The organism is Komagataeibacter sp. FNDCF1 (genome assembly GCF_021295335.1).
Lineage (GTDB): Bacteria > Pseudomonadota > Alphaproteobacteria > Acetobacterales > Acetobacteraceae > Komagataeibacter.
Map to the genome: position 1 here is coordinate 420,630 of NZ_JAIWOT010000001.1, position 12,360 is coordinate 432,989.

The 12,360-nt window shown below is 59.0% G+C and carries 11 protein-coding genes; 7 read left to right on the forward strand and 4 right to left on the reverse strand.

The window, feature by feature from the left end; all coding sequences use genetic code 11:
* The first annotated feature begins 7 nt into the window (after window positions 1–7).
* From glpK to LDL32_RS01985, 4 genes are read left to right on the forward strand one after another with little or no spacing between them, the layout of a single operon-like run.
* Window positions 8–1,507: a glycerol kinase GlpK gene (gene glpK / locus LDL32_RS01970; RefSeq protein ID WP_233064183.1), complete on the forward strand. Its 1,500-nt coding sequence runs from the start codon at window positions 8–10 to the stop codon at window positions 1,505–1,507.
* Between the two features lie 35 nt (window positions 1,508–1,542).
* The gene (gene glpX, locus LDL32_RS01975) at window positions 1,543–2,529 is read left to right on the forward strand and encodes a class II fructose-bisphosphatase (RefSeq protein ID WP_233064185.1); all 987 of its coding nucleotides are present in this window, start codon (window positions 1,543–1,545) and stop codon (window positions 2,527–2,529) included.
* A 48-nt stretch (window positions 2,530–2,577) separates the two neighbouring features.
* On the forward strand, window positions 2,578–3,684 hold the full coding sequence (fbaA, locus tag LDL32_RS01980) for a class II fructose-bisphosphate aldolase (RefSeq protein WP_233064186.1): 1,107 nt from the start codon (window positions 2,578–2,580) through the stop codon (window positions 3,682–3,684).
* 34 nt (window positions 3,685–3,718) lie between these two features.
* A complete protein-coding gene (locus tag LDL32_RS01985; RefSeq protein WP_233064187.1) occupies window positions 3,719–4,477 on the forward strand; it encodes a DeoR/GlpR family DNA-binding transcription regulator in 759 nt (252 codons plus the stop codon).
* Between the two features lie 38 nt (window positions 4,478–4,515).
* On the opposite strand, the gene LDL32_RS01990 is transcribed toward LDL32_RS01985, so the two are convergent.
* Complete coding sequence (locus LDL32_RS01990; protein ID WP_233064188.1) at window positions 4,516–5,277, reverse strand: SDR family NAD(P)-dependent oxidoreductase; 762 nt, start codon at window positions 5,275–5,277, stop codon at window positions 4,516–4,518.
* A gap of 379 nt (window positions 5,278–5,656) precedes the next feature.
* Between LDL32_RS01990 and LDL32_RS01995 the strand changes: the two genes are divergently transcribed.
* From LDL32_RS01995 to LDL32_RS02005, 3 genes are all read left to right on the forward strand, one after another.
* The gene (locus LDL32_RS01995; protein ID WP_233064189.1) at window positions 5,657–6,943 is read left to right on the forward strand and encodes an NAD(P)/FAD-dependent oxidoreductase; all 1,287 of its coding nucleotides are present in this window, start codon (window positions 5,657–5,659) and stop codon (window positions 6,941–6,943) included.
* A gap of 858 nt (window positions 6,944–7,801) precedes the next feature.
* On the forward strand, window positions 7,802–7,942 hold the full coding sequence (locus tag LDL32_RS02000) for a hypothetical protein (RefSeq protein WP_233064190.1): 141 nt from the start codon (window positions 7,802–7,804) through the stop codon (window positions 7,940–7,942).
* Between the two features lie 211 nt (window positions 7,943–8,153).
* Window positions 8,154–9,623, forward strand: a complete 1,470-nt coding sequence (locus LDL32_RS02005; RefSeq protein ID WP_370636733.1) for an alginate export family protein — start codon at window positions 8,154–8,156, stop codon at window positions 9,621–9,623.
* A gap of 388 nt (window positions 9,624–10,011) precedes the next feature.
* Here LDL32_RS02005 and LDL32_RS02010 read toward each other — a convergent pair whose 3' ends face one another.
* From LDL32_RS02010 to bfr, 3 genes are all read right to left on the reverse strand, one after another.
* Window positions 10,012–10,662 carry a TetR/AcrR family transcriptional regulator gene (locus LDL32_RS02010; protein ID WP_233064192.1) on the reverse strand — a complete coding sequence of 217 codons (651 nt, stop codon included), beginning with the start codon at window positions 10,660–10,662 and terminating at the stop codon, window positions 10,012–10,014.
* Between the two features lie 511 nt (window positions 10,663–11,173).
* The gene (locus LDL32_RS02015; protein ID WP_233068635.1) at window positions 11,174–11,599 is read right to left on the reverse strand and encodes a Fur family transcriptional regulator; all 426 of its coding nucleotides are present in this window, start codon (window positions 11,597–11,599) and stop codon (window positions 11,174–11,176) included.
* 225 nt (window positions 11,600–11,824) lie between these two features.
* Window positions 11,825–12,313: a bacterioferritin gene (gene bfr / locus LDL32_RS02020; RefSeq protein ID WP_233064193.1), complete on the reverse strand. Its 489-nt coding sequence runs from the start codon at window positions 12,311–12,313 to the stop codon at window positions 11,825–11,827.
* Window positions 12,314–12,360: the final 47 nt, after the last annotated feature.

A 12,360-nucleotide genomic window follows, 5' to 3' on the forward strand; every position in this document is an offset into this window, starting at 1 on the left:
GAAAATAATGAACAAGAAGAACAGAATTCTCGCCATTGATCAGGGAACAACGTCCACCCGCAGCATCGTGTTCGACCGCGATATCGCGGCCATGTCCGTTGCCCGTGTCGAATTCGCCCAGCATTACCCCAATCAGGGCTGGGTGGAGCACGATCCGGAGGAAATCTGGTCCAATGTGCTGTCCACGGCACGCGAAGCCATTGAAAAGGCCGGTGGTCCCGCCACGATCGCGGGCATCGGCATCACCAACCAGCGCGAGACCGTTGTGGTATGGGACCGCGGGACCGGCAAACCCATCCACCGCGCCATAGTATGGCAGGACCGCCGCACAACGTCCGTGTGCATGCGCATGCATGAACAGGGATACGAACCGCTGGTGCGCGAGCGCACGGGGCTTCTGCTCGACCCCTATTTTTCCGCCACCAAGATTGCATGGATACTGGACAATGTAGAGGGCGCCCGCGCCCGCGCCGAGCGTGGCGAACTGGCCTGTGGCACCATAGACAGCTTCCTGCTGTGGCGCCTGACGGGTGGCCGCGTGCACGCGACCGACACGACCAACGCCTCGCGCACGCTCCTGTTCAATATCCATACCTGCGCGTGGGATGACGAACTGCTGGCACTTTTCAACGTGCCGCGCGCCGTCCTGCCCGAAGTGCGCACGAACAGCGAGATATTTGGCGAGACGGAGGCCGGCCTGTTTGGCGAACCGCTGAAAGTGGCCGGCATGGCGGGCGACCAGAACGCCGCCATGGTCGGCCAGGCCTGTTTCAAGCCCGGCACCGCCAAGGCCACGTATGGCACGGGCTGCTTCGCGCTGCTCAACACGGGTACCAGGCCGGTCACGTCCGAAAACCGCATGCTGACCACCATCGCCTACCGCATCGGTGACGAGACGGTCTATGCGCTGGAAGGCTCGATCTTTGTGGCGGGGGCCGCCATCCGCTGGCTGCGCGACGGGCTGGGCCTGATCACCCATGCCTCACAGACAGATGACATGGCGACCCGCGTGCCGCACAGCCATGGCGTGTACATGGTCCCCGGCTTCGTGGGGCTTGGCGCGCCGCACTGGGACCCCGATGCCCGTGGCCTGATCTGTGGCATGACGCTGGGCTCCACTGCGGCCCATATCGCCCGCGCGGCGCTGGAATCGGTTGCGTACCAGACGCTCGACCTCATGGACGCGATGCGCGAGGATGGTGGCGGTGAACTGAACGCACTGCGTGTTGATGGCGGCATGTCGGTCAATGACTGGTTCTGCCAGTTTCTGGCCGATATGCTGCAGACTCCGGTCGAGCGTCCCCGGCAGGTTGAAACGACGGCGCTTGGGGCGGCCTTCCTGGCGGGGCTTGCGACAGGTGTATGGAGCAGCATCCCCGAACTGGAGGGTACCTGGACACGGGGGCACCTGTTCCGCCCGACAATGGACAGGGCACAGCGTGACAGTATGGTGGCAGGATGGCATCTGGCGGTGCGCCGCACGCTCAGTTCCACCGTAGCCGCCTAACCGACGAATACAAGAACACAGGAAAAGAGTGCTTCATGACCTCCACACGGCATAACCCCTATCAGGTTACGGATCGCAACCTTGCACTTGAACTTGTCCGCGTGACGGAAGCCGCGGCGGTTGCCGCGTCCGCCTGGACCGGTCGCGGGCTGAAGAACGAAGCCGATGGCGCAGCGGTGGAGGCCATGCGACGTGCCTTCGATACGGTTGCCATCGACGGCACCGTCGTCATTGGTGAGGGTGAGATGGACGAAGCCCCGATGCTGTTCATCGGGGAAAAGGTGGGCGCGGGCGGTCCCGGCATGGATATCGCCGTGGACCCGCTGGAGGGCACGAACCTGTGCGCCAAGAACCTGCCCAACGCCCTGACCGTGGTGGCGCTGGCGGAAAGCGGCAATTTCCTGCATGCACCCGACATCTACATGGACAAGATCGTGGTCGGCCCCTACTTGCCCGAAGGTGTGGTTGATCTGGACAGCAGCATCGAGGCGAACCTGAAGTCGCTGGCAAAAGCCAAGAAGCGCGATGTGTCCGAACTCATGGTCTGTACGCTGGACCGCGAACGTCACGAAGAACTGATCGCGCGTGCCCGTGCCGTTGGTGCGCGCGTGACCCTGCTCAGCGACGGGGATGTGGCGGCCGCCATTGCCGCCTGTCTCGATGACAGTGAAATTGACATCTATGTCGGTTCCGGCGGCGCGCCCGAGGGCGTGCTGGCCGCCGCCGCCGTGCGCTGTGTGCATGGCCAGATGCAGGGCCGGCTGATGTTCGAGGACGACAGCCAGATCGAGCGTGCGCGCAAGATGAACCCTGGCGCCGACCCGTCGCGCAAGCTGGCGCTTGAGGACATGGCGCGGGGCGATGTGCTGTTTTCGGCCACCGGTGTGACCGGGGGGGCGCTGCTGCACGGCATCCGGCGTTCGGGTGTGCGCACGGTCACGCATTCGCTGGTCATGCGCTCCAAGTCCGGCACGATCCGGTTTGTAGAAGGCCATCACGATTACCAGACCAAGAACTGGTGAGCATTTCATCCATTGCAGAACAACAATAATACGCAATAGAGGAACGACATGACTGAAAACGCGACTACCGTCTCCACCCGCCTCGGTCTCAGGCCCGGCGTGGTGACGGGTGCCGATTACCGTCGCCTGGTGGAAACCTGCCGTGATGAGGGCTATGCCCTGCCCGCTGTGAACGTGGTGGGCACGGACAGCATCAATGCCGTGCTGGAAGCCGCGGCGCGTAACCGGGCGGATGTGATCATCCAGCTTTCCAACGGTGGTGCGCGGTTCTACGCGGGTGAAGGCATGAAGGATGCCGCGCAGGCGCGCGTGCTGGGCGCGGTCGCCGCGGCCCGTCATGTCCATACGGTTGCGGCGGCCTATGGCGTATGCGTGATCCTGCATACCGACCACGCCGACCGCAAGCTGCTGCCATGGATATCCGGTCTGGTCGATGCCAGCGAGGAGGCAGTGAAGGAAACCGGCCGACCGCTGTTTTCCTCGCACATGATCGACCTTTCGGCCGAACTGCTGGAAGACAACATTGCCGAATGTGCCCGCTTCCTGCGTCGCATGGCCCCGCTTGGCATCGGTCTTGAAATCGAACTGGGTGTAACCGGCGGTGAGGAAGATGGTGTCGGCCACGACGTGGATGATGGCGCGGACAACGCGCATCTGTACACCCAGCCCGAGGATGTGCTGAAGGCCTATGAAGCACTCTCCCCGCTGGGTTTCGTGACCATCGCGGCGTCCTTTGGCAACGTGCACGGCGTGTACGCGCCGGGCAATGTCAAACTGCGGCCCGAGATCCTGCGCAGTTCGCAGGCTGCTGTGGCAAAGGCCACGGGGCGCGGGGACAAGCCGCTGGCGCTGGTTTTCCATGGTGGTTCGGGGTCGGAACAGGCCAAGATTACCGAGGCCGTGTCCTATGGCGTGTTCAAGATGAACATCGACACCGACATCCAGTTCGCCTTTGCCAGCAGTATTGGCCGCTACGTGCAAGAACATGCCGAGGCCTTCAGCCACCAGATCGCACCGAGCACCGGCAAGCCGACCAAGAAGCTGTATGACCCGCGCAAATGGCTGCGTGTGGGGGAAACGGGTATCGTGGACCGGCTGGAACAGTCCTTTGCCGATCTGGGGGCAACCGGGCGCACCGTCGCGCGGGCGGTCTGAGCGGCGCGCGTGACGCAGCAGGGAAAGAGGTAACGTGTCAGCAGAAGAACGCCACCAGGAAATTACGGCGCTGGTGCGTACCCAGGGCTATGTTTCGAACGAGGAACTGGCCCAGAGACTGAATGTTGCTGTCCAGACCATACGGCGTGATGTCAACCTGCTGGCCCGGCGCGGGCTGGTGGCGCGACATCACGGCGGGGCCGGGCTTGCATCCTCGGTCGAGAACATCGCCTATTCCGAACGGCAGGTCCTCAACCGCCGGGCCAAGGAGGCGATCGGCCAGCTTGCCGCCCGGCAGATTCCAGACAATTCATCGCTGTTCGTCAGCATCGGCACCACCACGGAAGCCTTTGCCAAGTCATTACGGCGGCACAAGGCGCTGCGGGTCATCACCAACAACCTGCACGTGGCCACCCCGCTTTCCGCACAGACCGATTTCCAGGTTATTGTAACGGGCGGGCAGGTGCGTTTCTATGATGGTGGCATTACCGGTTCGACCGCCAGCACCTTTATCGAGCAGTTCCGCACCGATTTTGCCGTGATCGGCATAAGCGGGATAGAGGAGGACGGGACGCTGCTGGATTTTGACGCGGACGAGATCAGCGTGGCGCAGGCCATGATGCGCAACGCCCGGCGTGTCTACCTGCTGGCGGACCAGACCAAGTTCGGGCGCAGGCCGATGGGGCGGCTGGGGCATCTGTCGCATGTCCATGGCTTCTTTACCGACCATCAGCCATCCGAACGAATATCCGCCATCCTGCGCGAACATGATGTGGAAGTGCACGTGGCCTGACGCAATGCGTCGCCGGACGCCACGCGCACCCCGGCAGGTTACTGGGCCAGGTAGCCGCCATCGACCGGCAGTACCGCACCGGTGATGAAGGAGGCGTCATCCGATGCAAGGAACAGGATGGCGCTTGCGATTTCGGCCGGTCTGCCCATGCGGCCCATCGGGTGCATTTCCACGACCTTGTGAATGGCTTCGGCATCCATGCCGGCCACGGCAGGCGTGTCGATCGTGCCCGGTGCCACCGCATTGACGCGCACGCCCTTGTCCGCCAGGTCGATGGCAAGGTGCTTGGTCAGGCCCGATGCCACAAACTTCGCCGGACCATAGACGGCCTGGCCCTTCTGCCCCGCAAAGGCGGAAATCGAGGACAGGCACACGATCGCCCCCTGTCCGGCATGGACCATCTCGGCTGCGGCGTATTTGCACGACAGGAACATGCCGCGTGCATCCACCGCCATGGTGTGATCCCACAGATCCGCCGTGGCGGAGGCCAGGTCGGCTTCGGGAATCACGCCCGCATTGGCGACCAGTATGTCGATCCGGCCAAAGCGCTTCATGGTTTCATGCATCACGCGCTGGATGTCCGCCTCGCTCGTTACATCCGCAGGTACGGCGATGACCGATACACCGCTTTTTTCAAACTGGTCGACCAGTTCGTCCAGCGCGTCGGTATTGAGGTCGGTCAGCGCCAGCTGCGCGCCCTCTGCCGCGAAACGTTCGGCCGTAGCCCGTCCGATCCCGCTGGCGGCGCCCGTAATGACGGCGACCTTGCCATGGATACGTCCGTTGGGGGTGATGGTCATGCTTTCTCCTGTTCTGGGTGGTTGCCGGATTCTGTCTGGTTGCGTGTGTAGCGCATCATGCGGGCTAACGCGGCAGGGGCATGGATGTTGCCCGCGCGTCAAGGTCCGGCCAGATGCTGCATGGGGAGGTCATGCTGATCGGGTTCTTTTGATCGGCGTGACACAGGGCCGGTTTTCTGGTGCTTTCACGTGGGGTGAGGGCGGTTGGCCCACCGGCCTGTTACGTATTCGTGCACGAAATCGTCCTGCGGCATGTTTCGGGCATGGGGGGGATGGCCTATGCTCGCCAGCATAGTGGTTTGCATGGATCTGGCGGACCGGCTTTCCTTGCTTATATGGAGGTCGCGACGTCGGTAAGCGGGTTTGGAGCATTATCGAGATGGCACAGAAGTTTCGGATCGTGATTGTAGGCGGTGGCGTGGCCGGGCTGGCCCTGGCCACGCGGCTGGGCAATTCGGTCGGGCGGTCGGGGCAGGCCGAGATCACGCTGGTGGACAAGAGCTTCGCCCACGTATGGAAGCCGATGCTGCACTGCTTTGCCGCCGGTACTGCAGCCAACGAGAATGACCGCATAAGCTTCATGTCACAGGCCAGCCTCCATCATTTTGAATTCTGGCCAGGTGAGATCACGGCGCTGGACCGGACCGCCAGAACCATTTCCCTGGCCCCGATCCGTGACAGTCTGACCGGGGAAGTGGTGGTCGATGCCCGCACGCTTGATTATGACGCGGTCGTCCTGTCCATTGGCAGCCGGGCCAATGATTTTGGCACGCCAGGCGTTGCCGAACACTGCCTGTTCATTGACAACCTGGTGGATGCCAACGGCTTCAATGATCGTTTCCGCATGGAACTGCTGCGCGCGTTCGCCAACAGTCAGGAACTCGATATTGCAATCGTGGGCGGGGGGGCGACCGGCACGCAGCTTGCCGCCGAACTGCACAAGGCACTGGATATCGCCTCGCTCTACAGCTTCGGCAAAAAGCCACCCAGGTTGCGCATTACCCTGCTTGAAGCGGGGCCGCGCATCCTGCCTGCCTTCCCCGAGGCGGTATCGGCGGCGGCGGTCAGGCAGCTTGAGGCCATCGGGGTCAGTGTGCGCGCGGGTGCCATGGTCAGCGGCGCGGATGAAAATGGCTTCCTCCTCAAGGATGGCAGCCGCGTGCCGGCAACGCTGCGTGTATGGGCCGCAGGGGTCAAGGCCCCGGATGTGACCAGTAAATTTGGTGGCCTCAAGCTGTCACGCTCCGGCCAGCTGGAGGTCAGGCCAACCCTGCAGGTCATTGGGGATGACAGCATATTCGCCATGGGTGACTGCGCCTTCATTGCGGAAAAACCCGTGGCTCCCACCGCGCAGGCCGCCCGCCAGCAGGCACATCACCTGGCCCGTGTCATGCCGGGATGGATGAAAAGCGGCGCCGCCCTTCCAGCCTTTACCTTCCATAACAAGGGCGCTGTCGTGGCGCTGGGTGACTATAATGGCTGGGGCACATTCCCCGGTGGCACGGTATTCGGTGGTGGCTGGCTGCATGGCCTGTCGGCGCGGCTGGTCCATCTCATGCTCTACCGCCAGCATCAGTTTGAACTGTACGGGCCGTTGCGTGGTACGATTTCGTGCCTGGTGGACTGGCTTGATGTGTTCGTGCGCCCCTCCGTCCGGCTGGACTGAGGGCTATGGCAGGCAGCAGGCAACCGGTTTTCTGACCTGCCTGCGTCGCTGAACAGGTATTTCACGCAGGCCTGTGTAACCCCTGTCATGCCATGGGCCTCTGCATTGTGGTCCACCATGGCCATGAACGGTTTGGCCAGGATGCTGGCGGGGGACACACCGATATCGAACTGCTCGGCCCGATTTCCCGCATGGCCAGCAGGGTTTTTTGGCTTTTCAAGCCACCAGCGGATCATCCGGGTCGCGCTGGGTGATGCTGTTGGTGGCACCGCACGTGTCCGTCGGTATCCAGCATGGGGATACGGGCGAACCGGGTCTTGAGATACGCCCGCTGGTAGCTGAAACCAGCGTCGATATCCTGATATAATTCACGAAAAAAAATCGTATGATATATTCCGCAGGTCTGTGGCTGCCCCTGCCCGCAGGGCCGGAACGGCATGGCCATTCCCGCCACAATGGTGCCTGTGGCAGACCGCACCGTGTGGGGAATGGGTTTTATATTCCTTTTCACGTAGGGAAAGAGGAAGAACAGGCGCGATTCCGGGAGGGCATGCCAGGCAGGAGACATGCTTTTCATATCGGTATATGTATAATTAAAAAAACACTATAAAAAACAGATATATGCGTATAGTGCCTTTCCATCATCTGTTAATGATACGTTCCGGATCATCGTAAAAACCAGATGCGGTGCTTTAACAGGCATGCCCTTGTGCGAAAATTTTAAAAACTTTTATAAAACAGCAACATATAAAAAATTTACGCTGGATTCCGGGTTTTTCGGATAATTTGCCGGAAGAATGTAAAAATATACAATTGACGTGATCTTATCCATATAATACGAAAACATTTAGTGCTTAAATGACGGAACATTCCGTACATATCGAACTGGTGCGTAACTATGGTGCCTTTCCTGAATTCCGCCACGCCTGTGACCTCTCGGTCTGCTCGCCACGCCGCACTGTGCGCCCAGGTCGCGCGGAGCGGCAGGAAGGCTGCTGATTTTCATGTCCTGGCCATGCTGCTCAGCCTGCCATCGGGCATCGCCATTATGGGGCAGAACGCCTGTGCGGCTGATCCGGCGCCATCCGGGCAGACCGGTCGTACGGGTGTCCAGCCGGTTTCGCAGCCGGAAAACGTGGTTGTCCATATCACGCCCCGGCCACCTATCCTGACCTATCCACATGCCAACCCCGTGGGCCAGCCCATGCGGATGGGCGGGGCGGAAAACCGCAAAAACGGGCACCAGTATGACTGGGGGGTGTTCAATCGCGGCAATGGTGAGGCGGCCGGGTTCGGGCCGGTGGGTACCTATGGTGTGGCACCCTGGGCGGAAGACTGGAGCAGGCTGCGTAATGCACGCAGGCATGATGACCCGTTCGATGTACTGAAATATATTCCCCTGACCCGTGACGGAACCGTATGGATCAGTTTTTCAGGCGAGACGCGGCTGCGCAACTGGTTTGAAAGCAGGCCCCAGCTTGGCACCCAGAAGCCGAATGATTCCGGCCGTTTCGGGGTGCGTAACCTGTACGGCGCGGATCTGCATATCGGTCCGCACCTGCGTTTTTTTGGTCAGTTGATCAATGCCGATGCCGCCGGGTGGGGTGGGTATGGCTATGGGTCGACCTATCGCAAGAGACTGGATGCACAGCAGGCATTCGTGGAGACACGATGGAACATGCTGGGGGCCAAAAGTGGTTTTATGTTCGGGCGGCAGCAGTTTCTCGATGCCCCTTCGTACATGCTGTACAATCGTGAGACCCCGAACGTGCCGCTTTCATGGGATGGGTTCCGGGCCTATATGGTCTGGAAGCGTGTCCGTGTGGACGGGTGGGATTTCGTGCAGACATACGACAGTGAAAACAAGATGTTTCATGATGTCGAAAACTATGCCTCGCGTCTGTACGGGTTCAATACCACCTGGGCGCCCCCTGATTTCACCTTCATGGGGCAGAAGGAGTATTCCTTTCTTGATGCATTCTATATTGGCTACAAGCTCAATGGTTCCGCAGGTGCCATTGCGGGGCCGAACGGGTCTTCCGTAAAGGGGTCGAATACACGCAACAACTTCGGCATGCGCTGGCATGGTGTTGCGGGGCCGATCGAATTTTCAGTAGGCGGCATCTGGCAGGGCGGCGTTTTCCGTCAGGCTGGCAATAATGCGGCGCGTAATGTCAGCGCCTATGCCATCAATTCCACCGTTGGATACCGCCTGCCCAAAAATGCGCTCGATGCTTTTGCCGGGATCCAGACAGATGTGTATTCGGGCGGTAATGCTTCAGACAAAAATGGTACGATCGGCACCTATATTTCGCCATTCAATCCGCAGACCAACTACCTCGACACCACAACCTACATGACTGCATCGAACCTGATCAGTTTTGCGCCGCTTATCCGTATTACACCATTCAAGTCCGTAAGCATCCAGATCAAGTATCCGCTGTTCTGGCGCGACAGTGTGAATGACCCGGTTTACAAATCATCGGGGTTCTACAAATTTGCCGGTAATTTCCATGGCAGGTTCATCGGCATGGCGCCGCAGGCCTCCCTGGCATGGCAGATCAATACCCATGTGTCGTGGACGCAATATGTCTCACGCTTCATGACCTCACGCGCGCTTAACGAGGCTGGTGGGTCAAGCGGTACTTATTACCAGTCGAATTTTGTCTTCCGGTTCTGATGGTCTGCATCGAATGGCAGGCCCTTTTCATAAACCGGACCAGGAACAAATCAGTCGTCAAAATTCCATGACAAGGAAAAATCATTCCATGTTCCGCAGGATATGCGCACGGGTAAGCGGGTCTGATACGGCAGGGATGGCCATGGCCCTGGCGGCACTGTGTGGATGTGCCTGCGCCGCTTATGGTGGGGGCATGACATGGGCGGACCTGCCGGAAGCAACATCTTCCATCTTCAGATATTGAGAGACGGTCCTGAAGCGGCTACCCTGTTGAAAAGGCCGTCAGTTACAACAATTTTTTCTGCTGGGGTATTGCCCGAAGACTTCCGCGAACGCCGTTTTCATGAATAAAGACGGCAGCCGGAAACCATGTTGTTTCATGCACCCCTCAGTCGGCATCGGGTCCGGCATGACCTGTTGTTTCATGCCACAGCGAGATCTGGAGCGCATAGGTTTTCTGTAAAAGGGGCACCAGTGCCGGACGCCCCCGGAGCCTGATCCATTCATCCAGTGCGGTGCGAAAGATGGCAATGCCACCGCGTGCCATCAGGCGGGCCGCGGTCTTGCGATTGCGGCGTTCGGTTATCCGCCTTGCCAGACCTTCCGCCAGGCAGTCTTCCCATTTGCCGTATTTCTGCAGGCTGACGCTCTGGAGGGAGGGGGTCTTTTCGATCAGGTAGACAAAGGCATAGGTATCATGCCGGTTGGCCGCAATATGGGGGACGAGCGCGGTAAAGGCATGCATCATCGCATCCGCGGGTGGCATATCGGCAGGGCAGTCGGCCAATGCGCCGGTCAGGGCCTGCGTCATGCCCCGGGTCCAGGCCAGCACGATATCTCCCTTGGTTGCAAACATGCGGAACAGGGTGCGGCGCGAGACCTCCGCCGCGTCGGCGATTTCATCCACGGTGGTCTGGTCATAGCCCTGAGCGGAAAACAGGCGCATCGCTTCCGCAATCAGGGTGTCGCGCACACGGGCCTGCTTGCGTTCACGCAGTCCGGGCCGGGGCGTGGCATCTGGGGTGGCGATGGGCTTCATTCAATATCCTCTCGTGCCGGTCCATTGTGCCGCAGGGCAGGGCGGACCTTCAAGACGCGAGAAAACGGGGGCTCACGCCGGAAAACAGCCTTCTTAAACACAAAAACGATATTATTGGAAGATAAAGGGTTTTGTCACGCCATGATGACACATGATCAGAAATAAAAACGTATCCTGTCCGAATAAAATATAGATATTTTTCAGTATGATATGAAATATTTTACCGAATTGTCAACGTCGTGCGAAAAATCATTCCGTTTAATGGAACGGATTTGATGAAGATGCCGGAATTCAATGGATTTTTAATAAAAATATTCCAACCTCTGCAACGCGGGCATGAATTTTATGGTGTGCATTGTCAGGCGTATATCCATCTGATGACCTGACGCTGGTTCTGGCGCCTTTCATGCCCGCCGTTGCGGCTGTTCTTACAGGATACTGTCATGTTCCTGTATGACAGGGTCAGGCACATATATTGCAGATATTGTATCTTCCACCAGCCAGCCATGGCCTATTTCATCTTTTTACCAAACAGTTCCAGGCGTGTCGTTACAAGATCAAAGCCCATGCGGACGGCAATCTGCCGAAGCATGACTTCCAGTACTTCATCCTCGAATTCGATGACGGATCCGGACTTTGCATCAATCAGGTGATAGTGGTTGCCATGGTCGGTTTTTTCATACCGTGCCCGACTGCCACCAAAATCACGCCGAAGCAGAATGCCTTTTTCCTCAAACAGGCGTACGGTGCGGTAGACGGTTGCAATGGAAATGCGGGGATCAATTGCCAGGGCGCGGCGGTAGAGTTCTTCCACATCCGGATGATCATCGGATTCCGACAGGACATGGGCAATCACACGACGCTGGTCGGTCAGTTTAAGTCCCTTGTCACGGCAAAGACTGGCAATGGGCGATTCTGGAATGTCATCTTGTGGCATGGCATGCCCTAACTGGAATAGATGCAGAAATACTGGAGCCCATGCAGGCATACATGCGGCCGTACCAATTATAATGATCAATAATTTCTATCAGAAATAATGTATTTTCCATCCCGATATGAAATCAATAACAATCAGGCGGAAGCTTGATCCACCAGGCGGCCGGGATCATGAACGGGCCGCCCGGACATGGGGCAGGCATGGAATGCCTGCCCGGCCGGATCTTTATTCCTGATCTGGGGCGGGGGCCGAGTTGAGCTGGATATAACGCTCGATACCCACCTGACGGATCAGGTCGAACTGCCGGTCAAGGAAGTCTTCGTGCTCTTCCTCGTTCACAAGGATCTTGAGCAGAAGGTCACGCGATACGAAATCGCGCACGCTTTCGCAGTAGGCGATGCCTTCACGCAGGTCACCGATGGCCTTTTCCTCAAGCTTCAGGTCGCATTTGAGGATTTCCTCCACGTCCTGACCGACCAGGATCTGATTGTAGCGCTGCACGTTGGGCAGCCCGCCCAGATACAGGATACGCTCGATCAGCCAGTCGGCATGGCGCATTTCTTCGATGGATTCCTCGTATTCCTTCTTGCCCAGCAGGGTCACGCCCCAGTGGCGCAGGGTGCGGGCGTGCAGGTAATACTGGTTGATGGCCGTCAGTTCATTGGTCAGCTGGGTATTCAGGAACTCGATGACCTTGGGGTCCTTGATCGGCATGATGCGGCTCTTTTATCCGTTAATGAGAATTGTTTATAACACATAGC